Annotated in this window: 19 protein-coding genes and 1 pseudogene; 4 read left to right on the forward strand and 16 right to left on the reverse strand. The window is 55.0% G+C overall.

Translation table 11 applies throughout. The features are described from left to right. Nucleotides 1-13 precede the first annotated feature (13 nt). On the reverse strand, nt 14-1,801 hold the full coding sequence (msbA, locus tag EAO82_RS17525; protein WP_096348452.1) for a lipid A export permease/ATP-binding protein MsbA: 1,788 nt from the start codon (nt 1,799-1,801) through the stop codon (nt 14-16). Between the two features lie 108 nt (nt 1,802-1,909). On the opposite strand from msbA, the gene EAO82_RS17530 reads away from it, so the two are divergent. After that, a complete protein-coding gene (locus EAO82_RS17530) occupies nt 1,910-2,497 on the forward strand; it encodes a toluene tolerance protein (RefSeq protein WP_096348453.1) in 588 nt (195 codons plus the stop codon). Here EAO82_RS17530 and EAO82_RS17535 read toward each other — a convergent pair. The 6 genes from EAO82_RS17535 to EAO82_RS17560 all read right to left on the reverse strand — a co-directional run bounded on the left by EAO82_RS17535 (nt 2,475) and on the right by EAO82_RS17560 (nt 9,384). Beyond that, nucleotides 2,475-3,662, reverse strand: coding sequence for an O-antigen ligase family protein (locus tag EAO82_RS17535; protein ID WP_096348454.1), 1,188 nt, complete (start codon nt 3,660-3,662; stop codon nt 2,475-2,477). The genes EAO82_RS17530 and EAO82_RS17535 overlap by 23 nt on opposite strands. A 72-nt stretch (nt 3,663-3,734) precedes the next feature. Further along, nucleotides 3,735-4,643, reverse strand: coding sequence for a glycosyltransferase family 2 protein (locus tag EAO82_RS17540; protein WP_096348455.1), 909 nt, complete (start codon nt 4,641-4,643; stop codon nt 3,735-3,737). Then, nucleotides 4,640-5,524, reverse strand: a complete 885-nt coding sequence (locus tag EAO82_RS17545; protein WP_096348456.1) for a DUF6625 family protein — start codon at nt 5,522-5,524, stop codon at nt 4,640-4,642. The genes EAO82_RS17540 and EAO82_RS17545 overlap by 4 nt, the downstream gene beginning before the upstream one ends. Before the next feature lie 10 nt (nt 5,525-5,534). After that, the gene (locus EAO82_RS17550) at nt 5,535-6,656 is read right to left on the reverse strand and encodes a glycosyltransferase (protein WP_096348488.1); all 1,122 of its coding nucleotides are present in this window, start codon (nt 6,654-6,656) and stop codon (nt 5,535-5,537) included. Nucleotides 6,657-6,664: 8 nt separating this feature from the next. After that, on the reverse strand, nt 6,665-8,395 hold the full coding sequence (locus tag EAO82_RS17555) for a carbamoyltransferase (RefSeq protein WP_096348457.1): 1,731 nt from the start codon (nt 8,393-8,395) through the stop codon (nt 6,665-6,667). Between the two features lie 185 nt (nt 8,396-8,580). Then, on the reverse strand, nt 8,581-9,384 hold the full coding sequence (locus tag EAO82_RS17560; RefSeq protein WP_096348458.1) for a lipopolysaccharide core biosynthesis protein: 804 nt from the start codon (nt 9,382-9,384) through the stop codon (nt 8,581-8,583). 303 nt (nt 9,385-9,687) lie between these two features. Between EAO82_RS17560 and EAO82_RS17565 the strand changes: the two are divergent. The 3 genes and pseudogenes from EAO82_RS17565 (at nt 9,688) to EAO82_RS17575 (ending at nt 13,541) form a co-directional block, all read left to right on the forward strand. Then, nucleotides 9,688-11,246: pseudogene (locus EAO82_RS17565) on the forward strand (IS3 family transposase). Between the two features lie 285 nt (nt 11,247-11,531). Further along, nucleotides 11,532-12,248, forward strand: coding sequence for a hypothetical protein (locus EAO82_RS17570; protein ID WP_143520270.1), 717 nt, complete (start codon nt 11,532-11,534; stop codon nt 12,246-12,248). A 141-nt stretch (nt 12,249-12,389) separates the two neighbouring features. Beyond that, entirely contained in the window at nt 12,390-13,541 is a 1,152-nt protein-coding gene (locus tag EAO82_RS17575; RefSeq protein WP_096345089.1) for a hypothetical protein, read from the forward strand. Nucleotides 13,542-13,548: 7 nt separating this feature from the next. On the opposite strand, the gene EAO82_RS17580 is transcribed toward EAO82_RS17575, so the two are convergent. The 9 genes from EAO82_RS17580 to EAO82_RS17620 all read right to left on the reverse strand — a co-directional run bounded on the left by EAO82_RS17580 (nt 13,549) and on the right by EAO82_RS17620 (nt 22,694). Further along, nucleotides 13,549-14,607, reverse strand: coding sequence for a polysaccharide pyruvyl transferase family protein (locus EAO82_RS17580; RefSeq protein ID WP_096345090.1), 1,059 nt, complete (start codon nt 14,605-14,607; stop codon nt 13,549-13,551). Nucleotides 14,608-14,695: 88 nt separating this feature from the next. Beyond that, nucleotides 14,696-16,114, reverse strand: coding sequence for a lipopolysaccharide kinase InaA family protein (locus tag EAO82_RS17585; protein WP_096345091.1), 1,419 nt, complete (start codon nt 16,112-16,114; stop codon nt 14,696-14,698). After that, entirely contained in the window at nt 16,108-16,887 is a 780-nt protein-coding gene (locus tag EAO82_RS17590) for a lipopolysaccharide kinase InaA family protein (RefSeq protein WP_096345092.1), read from the reverse strand. Before EAO82_RS17590 ends, EAO82_RS17585 begins: the two co-directional genes overlap by 7 nt. Then, nucleotides 16,884-17,630, reverse strand: coding sequence for a lipopolysaccharide kinase InaA family protein (locus EAO82_RS17595; protein ID WP_096345093.1), 747 nt, complete (start codon nt 17,628-17,630; stop codon nt 16,884-16,886). The genes EAO82_RS17590 and EAO82_RS17595 overlap by 4 nt, the downstream gene beginning before the upstream one ends. Next, nucleotides 17,627-18,442: a lipopolysaccharide core heptose(I) kinase RfaP gene (rfaP, locus tag EAO82_RS17600; protein ID WP_096345094.1), complete on the reverse strand. Its 816-nt coding sequence runs from the start codon at nt 18,440-18,442 to the stop codon at nt 17,627-17,629. The genes EAO82_RS17595 and rfaP overlap by 4 nt, the downstream gene beginning before the upstream one ends. Continuing rightward, nucleotides 18,439-19,560 (reverse strand): glycosyltransferase family 4 protein, encoded by a 1,122-nt coding sequence (locus EAO82_RS17605; protein ID WP_096345095.1) that lies wholly within the window; start codon nt 19,558-19,560, stop codon nt 18,439-18,441. The genes rfaP and EAO82_RS17605 overlap by 4 nt, the downstream gene beginning before the upstream one ends. Further along, nucleotides 19,560-20,621, reverse strand: coding sequence for a lipopolysaccharide heptosyltransferase I (waaC, locus tag EAO82_RS17610; protein WP_096345096.1), 1,062 nt, complete (start codon nt 20,619-20,621; stop codon nt 19,560-19,562). The genes EAO82_RS17605 and waaC overlap by 1 nt, the downstream gene beginning before the upstream one ends. Before the next feature lie 2 nt (nt 20,622-20,623). Beyond that, a complete protein-coding gene (gene waaF, locus EAO82_RS17615) occupies nt 20,624-21,670 on the reverse strand; it encodes a lipopolysaccharide heptosyltransferase II (RefSeq protein ID WP_096345097.1) in 1,047 nt (348 codons plus the stop codon). Nucleotides 21,671-21,770: 100 nt separating this feature from the next. Beyond that, entirely contained in the window at nt 21,771-22,694 is a 924-nt protein-coding gene (locus EAO82_RS17620) for a branched-chain amino acid transaminase (protein ID WP_096345098.1), read from the reverse strand. Nucleotides 22,695-22,760 lie beyond the last annotated feature (66 nt).

A 22,760-nucleotide genomic window follows, 5' to 3' on the forward strand; every position in this document is an offset into this window, starting at 1 on the left:
AGAGGCAGCAGTCTCATGATTCGGCTGTGGCTTCGTCCTGAAACTGCATACTGTGCAAGCGGGCGTAATAACCGTTCTGTGCGATCAACTCGGCATGGTTGCCACGCTCGACTATCTTGCCCTGATCCATAACCATGATAATGTCGGCTTTCTCGATGGTCGAAAGTCGGTGGGCAATGACTAGTGTCGTGCGTCCCTCCATCACCTTGTCCAGAGCTGCCTGGATATGCCGCTCGGACTCAGTATCCAGCGCCGAAGTGGCCTCGTCCAGAATCAGCAGCGGCGCATTCTTCAACAGCGCCCGGGCGATCGCCAGACGCTGGCGCTGGCCACCGGAGAGCAGCACACCGTTCTCACCGACCAGAGTCTCCAACCCTTCAGGCAGCTTGTCGATGAACTCCTTGGCATAGGCTTTCTCGATTGCCTCGATGATAGCGTCCCTGGGCGCATCAGCCAGATCACCGTAAGCGATGTTATTGGCGACGGTGTCATTGAAAAGCGTCACATGCTGAGTCACCAGGGCGATATGCCGACGCAGGTTGCGCAACTTATAGTCCGCCACTTCCACACCGTCGATCAGAATTTCGCCCTCGGTGTGCTGATAGAACCGCGGAATCAGGCTGGCAAGCGTGGACTTGCCACTTCCTGATCGCCCCACCAGCGCGACCATCTGGCCAGGCTCGATAGTGAAGCTGATATCGTCAAGCACCAACTTGTCGGTATTGGGGTAACTGAACTTGAGGTTTCTAACCTCAATGCGGCCGCTCACTCGCTCCAACTCAACCGTGCCTGTATCGGTTTCCGGCTCCTCGTCCAGCTGCTCGAAGATGCTTTCCGCCGCAGCAATACCTTTCTGTATGTTGGCGCTGACTTCAGATAACTGACGTACCGGTTTCGGCAACAGACCCGCTGCAGTGATATAGGACACCAGATCACCCGCTGTAGCATCGCCGCGCAAATACAGCACCAGAAACATGACGAAAGCCATCGCACCATATGTCACCAGTTGCAGCGTAGGGGTAAACACCGCACCTGTGCGGGTCATCTTCAACCCGCGCTCTCGGTTGGCTTCACTGGCCTTGTCAAAACGCTCCGTCTCATAGCTCTCGCCGCCGAAACTGCGCACCACGCGGTAGCCGGTGATGGTTTCAGAAGTTACATGCGTCACATCCCCCATCGCTGCCTGGATTTTCTTACTTTGCTTGCGAAACTTTTTGCTGGTGCTATTAACCATCAGGCCAATAACCGGGAGGATAGCCATCAGCACCAGTGTCAACTTCCAGTTCATCCAAAGCAGATAAGCGAAGAGGAAGATCACCGTCATTCCTTCGCGGAAAACCACTTTGATGGCATCCGTTGCAGCGCCGGTAACCATCGTAGTATTGAACGTAACCCGCGAGACCAGATGGCCGGAATTGTGGTTATCGAAATACTGATTGGGCAAGGTAAGGAAATTATTGAACAGTGCCGTACGAAGATCGTGGACTATACCCAGCGACACTTTGGCCAGAAAGTAATTACCTAAAAAGGAACCAATCCCTTGATAGACGGCGACCAGAACAATGAATAAAGGGAACCCCCATAACAGCGGCACACCCAGAAACTGACCACTATTGCCATCGGTGAGGCCGTCGACAAAATACTTCAGCATCCACGCCATCGCAGGTTGGCTGGAGGCAAATATGACGAATCCGACGATACTGATGGCAAAGGGTATCCAGTAGGGTTTGACGTAACCCAACAACCGTAAATAGATTCGCAAGCTGGATTGGAAAAAGGTTTCTTGCTGTGCGTCTGCCATATGCCCTTCACGATAAGGAACCGGGCCCTGAGTTTACCACAGGCTACCGGGATCAAAGCCCCGCTGTTGCAAGTGCGGTAAACTACGGTTTTGTTTCAGGAAAGTGACGTGAAAAAACTAAGCCACGATGAGTTTGCAGCCTGGTCAGAAGCTGCGAAGGTTCTGGAAGAAGATCGGTATGGCGTAAAGGTATTGCATCTGGTGGATGGGACATTTCTCAAACTGTTCCGGCGCAAAAGCTGGTTTTCGAAAACCACCCTCTTTCCCCCTGCAAAACGTTTTGCGGCCAATGCGGCCGAGCTCCAGCGGCTAGGCATCCGCTGCCCTGTTGTGCTGGGTCTGTATCAAATGACCGATCCCTATCGATCGATTGTTCATTATCAGCCGCTGGAAGGCATAACCTTGCGCCAGTTGCTGAACGAACAACCCACTCTTGAACAGATAGAGCTGTTTGCAGACCTCGCCAGCTTCATAACCACGCTGCACGATCTGGGCGTGTACTTTCGGTCACTGCATCTGGGCAATATCGTCAAGACGCCTGACGGCGCCCTTGGATTAATCGATATCTCGGATATGCGCTGCCTGGGCAAGCCGCTTTCCAAATGGATGCGCAGAAGAAACTATCAGCATCTATTGCGCTATGAAGATGACTGGGCACTGGTTCATCCACAGATCAGGGATCATTTTCATTCCTGACCAACGTTATCGGACGAGCCCTAGGGACAGGGGCGCCCCAGCTTGCAAGAAGAAATAAACCTAGACCAACCGGTAGCCAGGTAAAGAACCAGTCAGCACGGGGAGACTCCCAGAGTTGCCCACCGTCGAACAGCTGAGCGATTGTACAGAACAGGATCACCGCCAACAGCGCGCGCCCCAGAGCAAGGTGCCGCAATACCCAGGCAGCCCGCAGAAGGCAACCCCAGACGGCCAGCCACAGCGCAAGACCAATCAGTCCAAGCTCTATAGTCACGTGGGCAAGCAAGTTGTGGCTATGCGGCATAATCTCTGCGCTGCTAGGGATCTTAATGACATAGTCGCCTCCCAATCCAAGACCCAGCCATGGCCGCTGCTGAATCATATCGAAACTGGCACGCAGGATCTCGGGGCGATAAGACATTCCTCGCTCCAGAATCATCGCATGGAATTGAACAAAGCCAACAGCCGCTACTGCTAAAAGCAGCCCGGTTACCACCCAGATCGTCCGCCCCCCTCGCAACATCGCCATGGCCATCAGGGTAGACAGAAATGCCACCCACAGACCGCGGCTTTGAGTCATGATTATCAAGGTCAACATGACCAATAAACTGGCGAGCCAGAGCCAGCGATACGCCGGATGAGGCAAAAAGGCCAGGAGCAGTGCAGCAACCGCTATCGCATATCCACCCAGAATCGGATGCTCAAGTTGACCAAGCCCCCCTGCTCGGGCGGATAAATCCGCCGGCCCCATATACTGAGCAAGCAACGCTACCAGACAGCTTAACGCAAGCAAGTGACAAGCCAGGCGCAACATGCTGTGGATACTCTCTGGACGCAGCCGGCCGAAAAAGGCAAAACCGACAAGAAAAAGCAGCACGAACAATAAGCGCCTGAGCAGCCGCATTGCGTCCTCATCTGGACTCCAGAACAAGCTCAGTGCGGCCCACATAATCAGTGCCCCTAGAGCCGTTATGAGAGGGCGCGAGCGTTGCCAGACCTCATCGACTAACGACCATCGGGTAGCGAGCAGGATGACCACTGGTAGCCAATAAAAAACAATAAGCCCCTGACGGTAAGGCTTGTAGCTGGTGAACAGCACTATGCCGACTAAAAACCACAAAATGCCTAGCCCTAACCATTGAGCCAGCCGGTGCTGAAAATGCATATCCACTCCATATTGCTTAGTAATCGCTAACCGTCAGCCAGTTGCAGGCGCCTCGGCTCACCGCACTTGGCGCTACCGAACCGAGGTCTTTTTAAAGAGCAAATGTCGCAAACGCCTGAGTAAATGGGTGTCCCAATACTTCAACGGTACCTGCCTGATCAGCGACCAGGCGAATGGCTTGTCATCAGTGACCGCGCTGCGCAGCGCTTTGGTTACCAACTTGGCCCGACCCGCTGCATAAGCCGGATGAGATGCAAAAGCCTGGATAACGCTCAGGCCGCTTTCGTACTCCAGGCGATAATTGCTGGAGAGACTGGCCGGATGTTTGCGATAGAGAGTCACTACCTGAGGCAAAATATCGATAGCATAACCAGCGTGAGCCACCTTGAGCGTCATCTGAAAGTCCTGGATTTTGATCGCTGGATCATAACCACCGACACGATCAATCGCCTCTCGCCGGAAAACCGCAATATTGCCCCCCACAACCAGAGCATCGCCAAGCGCCTGATCAAAATCATAGCGACGAACAGACCGCTTCTTGTCTTTTTTCGGTAATACCTGCCCGGCTTCATCAATGCGAACCGCCCCGCCGCCCAGACAACCTACTTCAGGATGCTCAAGGAGATAGTCGGATTGCACTCTGAGCCTGCCTGGAGGCATTACGTCGTCGGCATCGAATGTGGCAATGAACTGGCCACGCGCCTTTGAAAGCCCCGTGTTAAGGGCAGCACTGACACCCGCATTTTGCTGGCAGACCAACTCTACGTGTTTCACTGAACTGGTAGCTCGGCTTACCGCAATAGCTTCATTAATAATTTGAACACTATTATCGGAGGAACCATCATCAACCACGATCAGCTCAAAATTGTCATGGTCTTGAGCCAGCACACTGCGTATTGCCTCGCCTACGTAAGCCGCATAGTTGTAGCACGGGACTATTACCGAGATTAACGGGGCATACAGGGCATCCGCCGAACTCACAGCTCCGCATCCCGCCAGCCTATCTGACTGACATCCCAATTAGCGCAGAAGGCCAGCCCGTCTGGCCCCTTCAAGCTATCAGCCGTCAGTTCCTTCCATGACTGGTTTTTCCAGACGAGAAAATGCAGGTAAGGAAGCTCAACGCCGCTCAATTCACTGTTCGTCAAGCGACCATCCCGGAGAAACCATTTCTGCGGCAAGACTCTTCGACCATTAGCAAGAATCGTAAAAGTGCTGTGTGATTCGATAAACTCACTACGGCGACTCCAGGCATTAAATCTGGCGGCAAAAAGTCTGAGGCTTTCAGGCCAATTCTTGTGACGAATAAACAGACGACTGAAAGCACCTTCATCTAACGCTTGATGCGCCGGATCGGCATAACGTTCTCGCCATTGGGGTATCCGCATAAAAGCTTCGCGCATCATGACGGTATTGCGAACGAGGCAGAGGTGCCCGGAAATGCGCCGGTGATGGGTGGCGAAAAGATCTTTGGTGGCCAGGCGCTCAGCGGTAAAATACCCGCGAAGGTCACCATATATGACATCTATGTCACCGAAGGCCCAGAAATCCACTTCATCCAGCTGGTCAGCGTGAATGTAGCCAAGTGCAGGTTTGATATCACAGAGCTTGTATGGCTGCTCCGGATAAAAATCAATTCCCAGACGCGAAGAAACCAATTCGCAATAAGCCCGGTAGCTCATTTCAATGAAGCGAACATTGTCAGGAGGATTGTCAGGTATCCCGCAATCAGTGAAAAACAGCCACTCAATAGTTGGGTTCCGCCGGCAGCTTTCAAGATAAAAAGCCATCCAGAAAGGCCAACTTCCAAAATAGGGTATAACAAAACGAATGCTCGGCTGGATTGCTATTGCTGTGTTCATAAGCCAGGGTCTATTTGAGATTGAGTAAAGCGTGTAGAGACCAGAAGCGCTTCCTGGCTGCTGCGTCGGAGAAACGCTGAATCAGTATATCAGCTGCGAGTTGCCGTTGCTTATTGAGGGAGGAAGGCTCAGTGCCTGCGGCAGTGACAAGACAGCGGGCCAACCCCTGTGCATCACCTAGGGAGAACAATTGGCCATGCTCCGACACCACCTCCGGACCGCCCCCACAGTCGCTACAGATTATCGGTACGTCTGCGGCCATGGCCTCAAGCAACACCATACCGAAGGGCTCATGATCAGAGGTTAAAGCGAACACATCGAAAGCCTTGAAAGTATTCCGCGCATCCGGAACCTGCCCCAAGAAAAGAACCTTATCTGCTATCTGCAGGGTGCCAGCAAGCCTCTTGAGGGACGCCTCAAGACGCCCTTTCCCAATCAGCACCAGTAAACTGTTTTCCGGCAAGTCAGGCAATGCCAGGGCAAACCCCTTTAGCAGAGTCGTCTGGTCCTTGTCCGGATGCAGCCTTCCGACATTGCCTACAACCCAGGCATCTTCAGCCAGGCCGAGTGTACGCCGGGCCTCGGCACGGTCCACTTGCGCATTGCGCACAGCCTCAACATCAATCCGGTTGTATAAGGTCTGGATACGCTCATGCGGCCAGTCTGGAAGAGCGTTACGGATGTCATCCCTCACCGCGTCCGAAACCCCAAGTAGATGCAGGCGGTTACGATAGGCCCGAGCGAACAGTCTGCGACCTAATCGATCAAAATCGCCGAAGGCATGATGAACGCCGAGTACCGGTAAATCCGTAGCCAAGCAAGCGATATAGGTCGGCTTGGAGCGGTGCGCAATACAGAAGCTGAAGTCTCGCGCCCGAGCTATCTGACGAAACTCGCGAATCGCCTTGATCTTCAAACCGCGGATAGCGGAAGAACTGTACTCCATGAAAATGACTTCCGCAGACTGGCATTTTTCCGCTACCTGCGGATCCTTTTTACCGGTCAGGAACACCGTAGTCACCTGGTAGCCTGTTCCGTCAAACAGCGCAGCATATTGCCGCGCGCAGTCCAGGAAAGGGCCATCATAGCCATGGCAAAACTGCAGAACGCGACCTGCAGCGGCGCTTTTCATCACATCAGTCATGCCTTCACCACCAACACATCCTCCATGACCAGATACTGCAAATCCGAGCTAAAAAACATATCTAACGCCTCTTTCGGTGAGCAGGCCATCGGTTCTCCATCAGGATTCAGCGAGGTACTGAGCAGCACGCCATTACCCGTAAGGCGCTCCATATGGATCATCAGATCATAGTAGCGCGGGTTATGTTCCCGCTTAAGCACCTGGGTCCGCGCAGCGGTGTCTTCATGGAGAATTTCAGCTACACGGCGCTTATATTTATCTTTCACATCAAAGGCAACATTCATAAAGGTCGATGGATGATCTATCTCCAACATCTGCGTAGCAGCAGTATCCAGCATCGACGAATAGAATGGACGCCAGGGCACGCAAACCTTGAGCTGCGACTTGATTCGCTCAACAACACCCACGACGCTGGGGCAGCCAAGTATCGAGCGATGACCCATCGCGCGCGGTCCGAACTCCATGCGACCCTGAAACCACGCGACCGGATGGCCGTCAGTCAGAATATCGGCGATATATTCGGGAGCATCTTCAATCAACTGCCATTGCGGCCTATCCAGATGGCTGACGCAGGCCGCGATGACATCCTCGTTAGAGTAGTCAGGGCCCAAGTAGACATTTTCCATCTTTTCAACCGGCACTCCTTGCTGTTCGGAGATATACGCAGCAGCCCCCACTGAAACTCCCGCCTCGCCAAAGGCAGGCTGCACGAATAACTCCTTGACGTCGGGGCGCGCGATGATGTGCTGGTTGAGTTTGAGGTTCAATGAACAGCTACCAGCGAAAGCAATTTTTCCGGTCTCGCGCAGAATGTCGCCGAGGTAGTAATCCATCATCTCCAGCGCCAACTTCTCAACTAAAGCCTGCATGCTGGCGGCATAATGAACATAGGGCTCTTCAGCGGTAGTCTCTTCTGGTCTGGGCCCCAGCCACTCGACCAACTTCGACGAGAAGGAGTAATACTTGCCCTCCTCCTTATGACGACGCGAGCCAACAACATTGACATAATCCGTATTGATGATCAGCTCGCCGTTCTCGAACCGAGCCAACTTGGAGAAATCATACCTGGTCGCGTCCCCATAGGCGGCCAAGCTCATGGCTGGTAATTGACCATCAAGTTCATCAAAACCCAAATACTCGCTCAGTGCAGCGTGAAGAGCACCGAGGGATTCAGGCGCATAGAATTCCTTGATGATGTGAATTTTGCCGCGCTCGCCATAGCCGAAAAAGGTCGTGGCATATTCACCATTGTCGCCGATGTACAGGATTGCTGTCTTTTCCTTGAAACCCGAGCAGTAATAGGCGCTCGAGGCATTCGCCAGTTGGTGCGCTAACGGCTCAAGACGCACCGTTCCAAGGTCAAACCCTAACTGCTCGAGACACCAGAGGATCTTCCTGCGAAAACGCTTGAAGCGGCGGTTACCCAGCAAAATCGCATCTAGCGAATGATCAGGCGCATACCAATGATGCCTGGCGTAATGCCAGCGGGCCTTGCCGAATATGCTGATGGGCGCGTATGCAATGGTGACAATATCGACGTCAGCAGGAGTAATTCCTGCCTGTTCAAGACAGAACTTGGCAGACTCGTAAGGCATGCGATTCCTGGCATGTTTGGAGCGCACAAAACGTTCTTCCTCGGCTGCCGCAATCAACTTTCCGCCGACATACAGGGCGGCAGCAGGATCGTGGCCGAGCGCGCCAGACAGGCCAAGAATAGTCAGCGCCAATGGTCTGCCTCTTGATTGATGATACCGAGCCGCATAGCCCCGGGTGGGAGGTTCGAAACCAGGACCAGTTCGATCTGGCCAGCATTCCACATTAACGCGCGGTGGCTAGTATAACCTTTCCAATGCAGATGTCCGAACAGCGGCGGCTGCAATAACATGCCAGGAATACCGTTCGAACGGCGGTATCAGGAAATCGACTCGTGCAGCCGGGTATGCACCTCTGTGAGCGGCAGACGGGGCACAATTGACGGGGGCAAGCGACTATTCTCGGAAAGATTAAACACCTCGAAACGACCGGGCATGACAATCCTTTCCGCCATCAGACGAAAGCTAGGGAGAATATAATCGTCATAGTCCTTGTCCAGCGTACTGGGCAAGGCGCTGTCACCCTGTTCATAGAAGCGGCCGAATGACGGGTTAAGATCGACACCGAGCAAAAAAACTTCACTAAACCCGAGGTGGCAAGCCAACTGCAAGCCCGCCAGGGGGATAGTACGAGAGCCAAAATACCCTTTACTCATGTTGGTACTAAATCCCACTCGGTTAGGTTTCGCGTGCAACAGAGAAAAATAGCTGTGCAAATCCGGGTCATTCCGTATCGACCAGGCAAAGCGTTTATCGGGGATAATTGCTCGGCGATTACGCCGATTCAAGCGTGACATGAGATACAGCTGTTTTGCCTCCAGGGAATGTGGGGCCACTAGGCTTAGCTGCTCATAGCAATCAGCCGTCATCGCTGTGCGCTGGGCCTGACTGACGCCTTTGGCAGCGAGTTCAGGCCTCCCTTCGACGAAACCGGGATCATCACAAAGGTAAAAATAAGGTGTTATCCCATCAGTCTCGCATTTAAGAATCGAACCATTCATCGCGATAACCGGAATGTTCGGAAACTCTTTTAACGGAAACTCCGCTGCCGAAGGGCCCGAAGCGAGAATAAACACCGGACCGCTCTCACTTTGAAAGTTGTGTTTAAACGAGTCAAATACCAAACCAATCGCCTCTCTGCTTTACCCGAAAATTGCCGGCCTAGAGGACTGACTGGAAGCGTCACTTTCATAGGCTAGCTATTGATTCGACTAGGCAAACTCACGATGGTTGCATTGCGTGGGCAATCCTTACTCTGGACATTGCATGTGCTGAGACACAGTCGCGCCCACAGGTGTCCTACCCGAGCATTGTCCAATTGCGGGCCAATGCTTGAACGCGTACTCGCTTCCATCCCCCTCTGTCAGGATTGATGTCGCGTCCCTTGTTACACTCTCTTAAACATTCAGGGGCGTTTGGAGATCTGTATGCCTCGCTATTCCGATGAGCGACGTCAGGCCGCTGTGGCCAAGCTGTTACCGCCTTATAACCAAAGCGTAGAAGAGGTCGCCCGGCAGGAGGGTATCTCGCCAGCCACTGTTTACAAGTGGCGCAAAGAAGCTCGTGCTGAGGGACGCTGCTTGCCCGATGCAAGTGACCAGGGTACGTCCGGCTGGTCGTCCCGAGACAAGTTTGCAGCGGTGGTTGAGACCGCAGCGATGAACACCGAAGACGTTGCTGCCTATTGTCGTCAACGGGGACTGTATCCCGAGCAGCTGCAACGCTGGCGTCATGACTGCGAACAAGCCGCCAGCCTGTCCTATGAGGACCGCCGTCGAGAAGCGGATGAAGCCAAGCAGCAGCGCAAGCGGATCAAAGAGCTGGAACGAGAGCTACATCGCAAGAACACAGCACTCGCGGAGACAGCAGCACTGCTGACGCTGTCAAAAAAAGCACGGGCGATCTGGGGGGACGAGGAGTCATGATCAGCATCGAGGATCGCCAACGTGCCGTAGAGCTGATTGCTGTCGCCTGCAACGAGGGCGCCACCTTGACGGCTGCCTGTGAAGTCGTCGGGATTTCTATCCGGACTCACCAACGCTGGATGCAGGCGGGAAAGCTAACAGGCGATAAACGCCCTGTAGCCGAACGCCCAGCCCCTGCTAATGCGCTGACCCCAGAAGAAGAGGCTGAGATCTTGAGGCAATGCCACCGTGACGAGTTTGCTGCTTTACCGCCGGATCAGATTGTTATTCGGCTGATGGATGAAGAGCAGCGTTACATTGCCTCCGTATCGAGCTTTTATCGAGTACTGCGTAAACATGGCCAGCTGGCACACCGGGGACGCGCCAAAGCCCGCAAATCACAGCCAGCGCCGACTACACATACAGCAATCGCCCCCAACCAGGTATGGTCCTGGGACTGCACCTGGCTTCCTGGGCCAGCCAAGGGTACCTACTACTATCTGGTGATGATCCTCGACATCTTCAGCCGTAAAGTCGTGGGCTGGGAAGCCTTTCTGGGGGAGTCTGCAGCTAACTCACGCCGTGTCATTGAACGAGCCGTGCTGGCCGAAAACATGGTAGGCCAGCCTCTGGTGCTGCACGCTGATAACGGCAGCCCCTTCAAAGGCGTCACCTTGCTTGAGAAGCTGAGAGATCTGCAGATCCAGCCTTCGTTCAGTCGACCGCGTGTGAGCAACGATAACGCCTTCTCCGAGGCTCTGTTCCGCACCTGCAAGTATGTGCCGAACTACCCCGTCAGTGGCTTCGCTGACCTATCAGCTGCCCAGCGTTGGGTGCACGGCTTCGTCCAGTGGTACAACTATGAGCACCGCCACAGTGCTATCCGCTTCGTGACGCCGATGCAGCGCCACACAGGAGAAGACAAAGCCATATTAGCCAAGAGACATGCGCTCAACCTTGCAGCCAGAGCTGCGCATCCTGAGCGCTGGAGTGGTGACACCCGCAACTGGCATCCTGTGACATTAGTATCGCTAAACCCAGAGCGCCGAGTAGTTAGGGAGGTAGAGAAAATAGCTGCATAAAAATCAAACAGGGCGACAGATACCTTGACAGTTACCGCCATCTAGAAGCATTCACATGACGGAGCAACCTGAATCGGCGTATTGAGCTGAGCATTGCGCACCAGATCGGTCGCATTGGCGAGCCAATCCTGTTGCCGCCGGTAAAGGATATCCAAGGGGTGACATCCCCCATGTCGATCTCGAAGTAGAGGTTTTTTTTGCTCCGACGGATGATGGTTCCTCTGCTTTGACCAAGCAGGATATACTCGTTTTTTAAGATATCGATATGGAAATGGGATTTTACTCTTGAGCCTGGGAACACAGTTTCGGAAGTACAAAACACGTTTTAAAATTCGTCTACAAGGCGAAATGAGGTATTTTTATTACAAAACCATTTACAAAAATCCAGCCCGTCCTACCAAGGAGCTTTTGATCGATATTGCCGATATCAACATGGTCATTGACGATAGATCGCTTGCAAAACAACATCCATCGTATAGAAAAATCTACAAGACAGTTAATACGGTAATAGAGGGTGCGTTCTGGAAACATGTCAAACCTGTCAACGGCAAGAACGTGAAGCTTATTGGCTTCCGCGAACACTTTGTTCTGGGAGTTGAGTGGAAAGAAACCACTCTTTTCAAGCAGTATGAGCAGGAGCTACTGGAAAAACCCAATGTTCAGGGCTGCCGAGACATGCATGAGCTTATTAAGTTGTACGAAGAAAAGTATGATGCTTTATATCACCAGTTGGCATTAGAGGGGGTCAAGTCGGCGCGCCATAACGTCGATATAGAGCCAATATATATTTACATACATGGGGATGGACGCTTTGTTTACACATCGGGCGGCAATCATAGACTCAATATGGCCAAGGTGCTGGGCCTGAAAAGTGTTCCCGTACTTGTCCGTGGGCGGCATGCTGAGTGGCAACGAATTCGTGATGAATACCAAACGTTAGGCCGGTCAGCTTTCCAACAGAAATATCCCTCGCTTGTAGAGCACCCCGATCTTCAAGCCTAGCCATTAATTTATTGGAACCATTTCCTGGCGCCTGATCTCCCTCCCCGGCTTACAAGAGTTTTTTCCAAACCGCTGGTTCCTCTGGAATTACTCCCGAGGGTGAATGTCATAGACTATTCTCACTCTTCGCGGAATTACCACATGGACAGCAATCCAACCGCTCTTACCATTAGTACGGTGTTTAATCAGGGCCATATCAAGCTGCAGGCCGACTGCTTTGAGATTGACTTCAAGGTGCAGGGGCGTGAGGACTTCACCGGTATCAGCAATACATTTGCTCTGTGGATATGCTTACCGATCGCCATGAGCATGAATCGTGACCTACATATTCTCGGCCAGGTAAGCCCTACCGCCTTGGCGAACGCGAAAAAGCTCATCGAAATCTGGTTTTCCTGGCGGCCAGGTTTATTTCACTTCATCAATGTAACTGCCGAACAAGTTCTGGAGTCCACCTACACTCGGCAGGAAGGTGAGCTGATGCTTTATTCCGGGGGTGCGGACTCCACTTATGCGCTGCTTGCCCACTATGTACAGCGAGGCATCAAGGTGGCCGCCCTGACCATTCAGGGCATGGACTACGATGCAGAGGATGCAGTTCGCTTCAACGCCCTGTTGGCCAAGACACGGCCGCTTCGTGACCTGGCGATCAACGAGCATTACACCATTACGTCCAATGCTGCAGAGGTCATGGCTCGCCACGGTATACACGGCGACTGCGGCCACGGATTTCAATTGTTCAGCTCGCTGTTTCTTTTTGAAGACAGGTATCGCAGTGGCAGTATTGCAGCCGACTGCACGAGGCAGATCGAGATGCTGATCTCCCCTTGGGGTACGAGCTCGCTAACCAACCCGCTGTTTGCCAGCAGCCAGTTTCATATCAACACCCTCGATCTTGACTTGGGGCGCCCGGAAAAACTGGCCGCGTTGAGCGGCAACGAAATGGCGTTGCGCTGTGTGAGCTTCTGTAAAAATCGCGAGATCCGCCCAGAGAATTGCGGTGTCTGCTCCAAATGCAGCCGCAGCAAAGCGATGTTTCTCGCAGAAACGGGCAAGATACCCGATATGTTTCTCGATAACAGTTTCAGTGAAGATATGCTTCTGGATATTGATTTGAGCAATAGGGGAGAAAGGGGGTCAGCCATGGACCTGCTTAGCTCAGCCGCGCGCAATGGCCGGTTATCGCTCTTTCCCAAGCTCACTGCCCGGCTCTGCGCCAAACCCACGCGTAAATCCTGGTTAGCGCGTCAAAAAGCTCGGTGGGCAAAGCGGCTCAAAAAGCTCAATAAAGGCTGAGTTCGCATCACTGCTTCTGTACCTCTCCGGCTAATCCCGCGATAGCAGCAAACATCCGCCGGGCGGCCGCGAGCGAGCCCGCTAGAAACGCCTCCAGATTTGCCCTTTCCGCCTCGCTGTAGGGCAGCGAGGGTAATCTGGAAATACCCTCCGCATAGCTGTCGCAAAGGCGTCCAGATAGCCCTGCCTGTGTTAGCAAACCTTCGATCTTGTGGGTATTGGAGCCGAGAGCCATAAATGGAGTGCCGGTTATCATGCACAGCGTCACCATATGGAAACGCCCGGTTACTACGCCCTCAGCAGCGCTGATGGTATTGAGGAACTCCGCTGTGGATTGAACGGAGTACCGCCAACGCAGCCGACCCAGCCCCTTGGACGTTGAAGCATCAAGGCGGCCCAGCCGGCTGCTCAACTTGTGGCGCCACATCTTGCTATTGGCCTTCAAACTCTTGAGAAAGAACCGGCGTTCATTTCCCAGCCGCAAAGGTGGGACAGTACGAATACTCAGGTAACGAATATCCTTGTCGTCTGGTAGCTGATTTAACGCCTGCCACAACTGTTGCTGAACCGGCTTCAGCACGCTGCCGTTGATGATCAGCCCATGACGGGGAATGCCAGCTATTTCAGGACGAAATGTCAGCGTCAAGTCTGGTACCACTTCAGCCGCAACCCCCGACTGGTCCAGCTCCGCTCTGCTCAGGTGATCCCGAACGTAAATCTGGGAAAAGTCACCGGCGAACTCGGTCAACTGCTGATTGTTTTGCCACACCGAGTTGATCAACACGCAGGGTATTCCAAGCTTGCGGCAATGCCGCGCCAAGCGTCCGAGCATCAAGGCTGCCGGCGCATCGTCATGCATCGTGCCTTCGCCATTGACGATACACACGTCAGCCTCGGCTATACGTTCCAGTAAAGACCGGTCTTGAGACCAATCATGGCGCACGGGTGAAGCAGCAGCGATATGAATGCCCGCCTCTGCCGCCAAGGCCCGAATCTGCCTCACAACCAGTTGGCAGCCGTGATGGTCATCATAGGAGGTGTCGTTGAACAATATTGCCTGCAGCAAGAATCAGCTCCTTGAGAGATGGCTGACGAGAATGTCCGACATCATAGCTCAACTGGCAAAAGTTGATGCCGGCCGACATGGGTCGGATTCAGGGCAAGTTTACGTCCAACCACCGCGCCAAGGGACTGCTGGCTGGCCAATTACGCAGTAAACGTGCACGGTCTACACACCATGCCTTTTGCCATGCGGCGTGGCTACCGTGGGCCTGCATGCCATCGAGGTCGATCAGCCATACCTGTCCGGCGTGCCAAAGCAGATTGGTCGCTTTGAAGTCCCCATGGCTGATGCGCGCACCAGCCAGTTGCCGGAGTAGCGCCAGCAGTGCCTCGCCCTGTGCCGCGGAAGGTTCAGCGTGACCATCATTGCCAAACAGCTCGAGCAAATTCTGGCCTGGACAGTATTCACAGATAAACCACGCCCGCCGGCGCAGAGGCCCGAAGCGGCTTTCAATCATGGCCAGCGGCGCGGGCGTGGCAATGTTCAAAAACCGCAGACGCTGGGCAGCAAGCCAGGAATGCCAGGCGCGGCTGGGGCGCCAAAAGCGGGTTAGCCAGTGACCCATGCCTTTGATGTTGTACCGCTTGATCACCAGTTCATGCTGCTTCGTACTGACCCGAGTGACGCTGCTGCTGCCCCCGTTCTTGAGCGTAGGTATAGCCTTGAAAGCGGCGTCCGGCTGCTCGATCAAGTCGTGCAAATCATCCGCTTGCTGCCTCACCACTACAGAAAAACGCCACCAATTACGCCTGACCATGAAGTGCGTACAGTCACGTAAAGCCTTGCTAAGCCAATCTGACAGTCGCTCGGTCCTGACCTTGCGAACCTGACTAGCGAGCCGATCCGGATTGATGGCCAACGGGTTGACCTTGAGGTAGTTAATCAGCAGCAACTCAACCAGTTCATCCCATTGGGCATCAAGCTGCGCAAAGAAAATCGCCAGATTATCTTCTGCCTGCTCTGACGTCAGCGGCTGGCCAGGGCTTACAGTGTCAATAGCGTCACCGTCGATGACATACAACCGTTCACCCTGCAGCAGGAAGTTGCCCATATGCAGGTCCGTTTGCGCCAAGCCCTGGGCATGCAACTGGCCAATACTCTCCAGTGCCTGACCTAGCAAAGCTATGGCTGTCGGCTCCCCCGGGTCTACCTCTGCCAGGCTGTCCCACCGTTGCTGCAAGGTGGCGGCATCATCCAGAAATGCCGTGCAAATGAAATACCCGCCATGGTCCAAGGCGCCGGAGGCAATAATGTCTGGAGAGGCGATTTGCACCTGTTGAAGGGATATCAAACCGTCCAGCTCGCGCTGCCAATGCTTTCTCGCGCGGCTGGAGACAAACACTTTGACCAGCACTTTTTGGCCGTCCAGCATGCCTGAACCAACCAGCCGCCGGCCCGGCACTATGCGTAACCAGCGCTCAACATAAAGCTGACCGGCAGAACTGGCAATTTCAACCGGCACCGGTGGCTCACGCCCGCTTGTTTTCAAACTTTCAATATTGATCAGCATGGGCTCTGCGCCTTGCGCCTGACTCGCGTTCCGATCAGCTCAAGCGACCGGCGCGCCTCGGTGTCCACCCGTGACTTGCCCATGTAGGCCAGAAAGAACCTCAGCTTCTGCCCGGGCGTGGCGACATGACTTTCCCTGAGCAGGCTTTTCAAGTCGCGGATTCTGTCCTGCTGCCCCAGCCACGCAGGCCTGGTTTCGACCAGGTCGATCAACCGGGCGCCAGCGCCATCTCCATCAAGCTTGAGAAAGATATGCTTGGGGTAGAGGTTGTTATGCATTCTGCCGGCATTGTGCAACGCCCTGATCAAGGCAGCAGCGGCCAGGATCAGGTCCTGTCGGTCACGCCAATCGAGATCTCGCCACTGTTCGTACCAATAGGTAAGCGGCTTGTACACATCCAGCGCGCGGGTCAGCAATATTGCCTGCTTGTGGCCATTGATGCGGCGCTGAGCAAAAAACGCCGCTTCCGGCGCTGGGATGCCCAGGTGCGCAAAATGCTGAATAGCTCTGAACTCCCGCGCAAAGGTCGGCTCACCAAGGGGGTGCATCAGACCGCGCGTCAGTTGCTGATCCTGACGCTTGAGATAGAAGCTTTGCGGCAACCCATTGACATCTTCCAGTACCAGCCGGATGACGCTTTTCCAGCGCTTTTGATCACGCGAGACTACCGCCTGCTCTTCTTCGCGGTAACGCCATAGGTCATCAAAGCTGTCGAGACCATGCCTGGCCAGCACGTCCCGGGCATTGACCGCAATGAAATCGGAACGGCTCATTCTCTACCCCGAAAAAAGGCCAGCACAGCGCGGATACGCTTTTTATCACTGGCATTCAAATGCTTTCTTTCGCTGTAGTCATGATAAAAGCGTAGACGCTGGGAGCGGGTTAATACTCTACGGCCCAATTTATCCAGACAAGCCAGATCCTTGATGACACGGTACTCGAGCACCGGACCCCACCAGAAACTGCCACTAGGGCAATCGATCATGAACACGTCTGGATAGGGTTTCTGATCAACCAGAATGTTGCGCCATTTGAGGTCGTTGTGAGCGAAATTCTGATCGTGCATCATGCGCGTGGCGTGGGCCACCTGCCGCGACACATGATTGACCCACACCCGATCCCGAAAACGCGAATCTGCACTCTTCGCGATGTGCGCCAGATCCGAGGTATTCGCCAGATCCTGCGTAACCAACGCGCCCCGATGGAAGGCGCCATGTCGGCGCTCCATACCAAAGCCGACCACCGTGACGGACGGGATACCCCAGGCATGAAAATTGAGCAGATTTTCCCACTCTGCCTGTATGCGCGGACGGCCTATGTAGCGGCGCAGATTTTTACCGGCACCGGTATAACGTTTGACGTAATAGAAACGCCCACCCACCCATACCTTGTGCACACTGCTGATATCGTCCTGGGTAATCTGCTCGCCCTCCAGAGCGAATACCCGGTCCAGATCCGCAAACAGCTGCCCGCTGACGCCAGTCGCATATTCGGGATTCAGCGTCCAACCACTCATGCAGGCTCGTCCCTCGCGTACTTACGCTTAAAGCGCTCTTGCAGCCGCGCCGCTTTCTGCTCCAGCATTCGCAGCAAAGCTGCTTCGCTGGCCAAAATGTCGCGCAAGGGACGATCGAAGTAGGTTCGCAGAAACAGCAATTTATCGCGGCGGGTCAAACCGATTCCCAGTGCCGAAAAGTACAGTCCGGCCAGGTCCTTGTCGCGCCAGCGGCGCGGCACGGCAGGTCTGATCTGGGCACGATGCAAATCGATCAGCGACAAACGGAAATCGTCAGGTGCTGGCGGTTGATCGGTATGCAGCAGAAAGTGACAGATGTAGCAGTCGCGGTGATTCACTCCGGCTAGATGCATGCGCCGGGTCATACTGGCGACTTCCCTGATCAAGGCTCTTTTCAGCGCCGGCACTGGCGGGGACTCCAGCCAGTCGCGAGTGTAATCCTCTAGACTAATGGTCGGCGCCAGCTCCTCGGTAATAATGAACGAGTGTCGATCAGCTGGATTAACGCCACGCTCGCCAAAAGCCACCGCCGTCATGGTTGGCACTCCCGCTTGCGTCAAAGCGGCAATCGCTTCCCATTCCTGATCGGCGCCCAGCACCGGGCGCTTGAGGGTGAGCCAGTTCTTCATGATCTCGGCCCAACCCACCCCGCGGTGAATCTTGACGAAATAGCCTTTACCCGCTACCTCGGTACGCAGCGTGCGCCGGGCTTCCAGTTCGCGGAATACCTCGCCCTGCAACTGCTCTACCGCTTGAAAAGCATCACGCCCAGCCCACAGGCTGGCGAAGGGCTCTGATAACGTCAGGGTCAAACCGACTCTCCCATTATGACGGCGGCGGCCTTCTCCGGCAGGCTATACAAGTCGGCCGTATCGGCAAACGCCAGGGCATTCTCATGCCAGCGACGCCGGACCTGCTCGTCCTGCAAAATCTGCCTGAGCATTTGGTTTAATTGATCCTGCTGGAAAGGGCTGGGCACCACCCGGCCACAGTCGGCTTCTTCAATGTAATGAGCGTAGCCGCATACCTCGGTGACCAGCACCGGCAAGCCGGCGACCAGTGCTTCCAGCAACACGGTGCCGGTATTTTCATTGTAAGCCGGATGAATCAGCAGGTCCGCCCCGAGCAGAAAGCGCGGTACGTCGTCACGGCCCTGAAGAAACTCGACCCGATCACTGATTCCAGCCGCGCGTGCCTGGGCCTGAAAGCTCTTGGCGTTGTCCTGGCCAATTACCATCAACCGGGTGCGCTCGCGCAACTCGGGAGGTAGCGCCGCCAGCGCAGCAATCGAGCGGTCCAGACCCTTGGTCTTGAACCCCGAACCCACCTGTAGCAACAACAAATCGCTATCTGCCAGACCGAATTCGGCGCGAAAAGCAGCTCGCTGCTCCGCCGCATCAGCGGGCGCGCGGCGGTCGGCAGCGATACCGGGAGGCAATAAATGAAAGCGTTCCTCGGGTGTCCGGTAATGTTTCATGAACAGCGGCTTTTGCACCTCAGAAATCATCAGAATCTCGGTACCGACCGCTGGCGAAAACACCGCCCTCTCGTATTCGGCAAAATGCTTGTAGCGTCCCCCTAGGCGATACAACGGACTGCGCAGGGTCTGGGCCTTGTCTTCAAAACAAGGGTCGGCGGCGTAGTACACATCCAAGCCAGGCATCTTGTTGAATCCAACCAGACGATCCACCGGGCGACGTGCCAGGTCGTTCTTGACCCAGGCGGTAAACTTCTCGTTGCGTTTGTGATTGGTCAAGGCCTTTACCGGCACAAGCACCACTTCAAAACCCTGAGGAAGATCACCGTCCCAGGCCAGTGTATAAACCCGAATCTTATGCCCATGCTCCTGGCAGATTCGCGCGATGCGCAGGAAATCACGCTGCAAACCGCCGTAAGGAAAGTATTTGTACAAGACAAACGCCAGTTGCATCAGACAACCCTCTCGTCAAGCAGCAAGGACTGCAATTGCACATGGACGCGCTGGGGATTCAGCCGGGTAAAACACAGCGGTTGCTCGCGACGTAGATCAAACTGACGGGCGTCCTCCGGTGTCGGCTGATAGTGACAGGTTTTCTGCATACAGGGGGCGCAGGGGAAGTCGCTGGACAAGTGTATCTGCGAGGCGCCATAGGCCCCGGTCAGAACCGGATTGGTCGGACCGAAAAGCGATAATGTCGGCAAATCCAGAGCCGCAGCAAGGTGTCCGAGGCCAGTATCCACCGCCACACACGCTGACGCCCCGGCGACCATTCGGGCCATGCCCGCCAGAGACAGTTTCGGCAACACCTGCACCCTCTCCAGCCCATCGGCAATACGCTCGGCCCGGGCTTTCTCAACAGGGTTACCCCAGGGCAAGCGTACATAGAGTCCATCCGCGACGGCCAATTCGGCCAATTCTCGCCAGTAGATTTCCGGCCAGTGCTTGCTCTTCCAGGTCGTACCATGAAAAAACAGCAGATAAGGCTGATCGGTGATCTCGCCAGCCAGATACGCGCGATTAAGCCCATAATCGCCAACGCCCTCAGCCAATCGATAGCCTAACGCCTGGGCAAACAATTGCCGCACCCGTTCCACTGCGTGCTGACCCCAGGGTACATCGCAGCTTTGATCATAAAAGCGACTGGCCATCGGCTCGCGCGCCGAGGTTTTGTCCAGCCCCACTACCGGGCCCCTGGCGTAACGCGTTAACCAGGCGCTTTTCAGTAGACCTTGGGCGTCAATGATCAGGTCGTAGCGGGTGCTACTCAAGCGCTTTTTAAACCGCGCCCACTCGCCATTGCGCCAGGTCTGGAGCGGGTGCTTGCGCCAGCGACGGATCGACACGGGTATGACTTCGGCTACAGCGGGGTGCCAGGCCGGAATCTCGGCAAAACCCTCCTCCACCACCCAGTCGAACTGAATATCCGGAATCGCCCGGCGCGCATCGGTCAGGGCTGGCAGGGTATGAATGACATCGCCCATGGACGATGTCTTGATCAGCAGTACGCGCATGCTCAGAGTACCTGCGGATCGGCAAGCGGTTCGCCTACCAGACGATCCAGTGCGTCAATGACCATCTGCGGTCGCAGGTCACGCAAGCAGTTGTAGTGGCCGAAACGGCAGGTACGGTCAAAACAGGGGCTGCATTCCAGACCCAAGCGCACGATTTCCACCTGGCTTGACAAGGGTGGCGTGAACGCCGGGGAGGTCGACCCATAGACCGCTACCAGTGGCCGGTCCAACGCTGCAGCCACGTGCATCAAGCCTGAGTCATTACTGACCACCGCGCCCGCGCAGGAGAGCAGGTCAATCGCTTCGGCCAGGCTGGTTTCACCGGACAGATTCACTGATTCCTCGCGCAATCCAGGAATCAGTTGCTGACGTATATCTTCACCACCTGGATGATCTTTCTTGGAACCAAACAACCACACTTGCCAACCCTGGCGAATTTTCTGGTCGGCAACCTTGGCGTAGTGCTCGGCAGGCCAGCGCTTTGATTCGCCGAATTCGGCGCCTGGGCAAAGCGCCAACACCGGACGATCCAGCTCCAGGCCAAAGCGCGTCAATGCAGCGTCCCGAGTGGTTGGGTCAATTCGCAAACCAGGGCGTGGATAAGGCTGTTTCAACTGATGGTCGGGCTCATAGGCCAGCGCCATAAAGCGCTCGATCATCAGCGGCAGGCGCTCTTTATCCAATACGCGCAGGTCGTTGAGCAGCCCATAACGCATCTCTCCGCGCCAGCCAGTGCGCAAAGGGATATCGGCAAAGTAGGGAACCAGAGCGGACTTCAAGGAGTTGGGCAGCAAAATAGCCTGATCATAGCGACCGGTCAGACTCTTGCCGATCCGCCGACGCACGGCAATATCCAGAACGCCGTGCCCCAAAGGAAAGCTTAGCGCCTGGCGCACCTCGGGCATGCGCTCAAGAATCGGCCGGCTCCAGTCCGGGGCCAGCACATCGATCTGGCATTCCGCGCCATGACGCTGCTTCAGGCAGGCGAACAGCGTCTGCGCCATCACCATGTCGCCAACCCAACTGGGACCTACGATAAGAATTCTCATGAGCGACAAGCCTCAAGCGGCAAGCGGCAAGAAAGCCAAGCAAGGCGGCAAACGTCGAATATCCGACAGCTTGCCGCTTGTGGCTTGCAGCTTGCGGCTCTTAGCGAACCAGCGTACGCCATTCGGCATGTGCGCCGCTCTGACCGGTGACCAGGTCAAAATAGGCTTTCTGCAGCTTTTCGGTAACGGGACCACGGCGCCCTTCGCCAATCTGGCGATTGTCCAGCTCGCGGATCGGCGTCACTTCAGCGGCGGTACCGGTAAAGAAGGCTTCATCGGCGATATAGACCTCATCACGCGTCAGACGCTTCTCGACGATCGGAATATTGAATTCCGCCGCCAATGCCAACACCGTACCGCGGGTTATGCCGTTCAGGCAGGCGGTCACTTCCGGGGTATAGATCACGCCATTTTTGACGATAAACACGTTCTCGCCCGAACCCTCGGCCACATAACCCTCGGGATCCAGCAGCAAGGCTTCGTCAGCGCCAGCGGACACCGCTTCCTGCAATGCCAGCATGGAGTTCATGTAAGCGCCGCTGGCCTTGGCGCGGGTCATGGTGATGTTGACGTGGTGACGGGTAAAGGAGCTGGTGCGGATCTTGATGCCACGCTCCAGTGCCTCTTCGCCCATATAGGCACCCCAGTGCCAGGCGGCAATGGCCACATGTACTTTGAGGTTGTCGGCACGAATACCCATGCCTTCGGAGCCGTAGAACACCAGCGGGCGTATATAAGCCGTTTCAAGATTGTTCTGGGCTACGACGGCGCGCTGCGCTTCGTTGAGCTGCTCCTTGGTAAAGGGAATCTTCATGCCCATGATATGCGCCGAGTCAAACAGACGGTCGGTATGCGCATGCAAACGGAAGATCGCCGTGCCGTCGGGAGTATTGTAGGCCCGCACGCCTTCAAATACGGCCATTCCGTAGTGCAGCGAATGAGTCAGTACATGCACATTGGCATCGCGCCACGGCTTCATTTCACCATCAAACCAGATAACACCATCACGATCGGCCATCGACATTGCAGCCCGCTCCATCTAATTGGTTATTCTTAACTCGATTATGTCCGGCCCGGACCTGCCCTGTCG

Source organism: Halopseudomonas pelagia, assembly GCF_009497895.1.
GTDB classification, from domain to species: Bacteria; Pseudomonadota; Gammaproteobacteria; order Pseudomonadales; family Pseudomonadaceae; genus Halopseudomonas; species Halopseudomonas pelagia_A.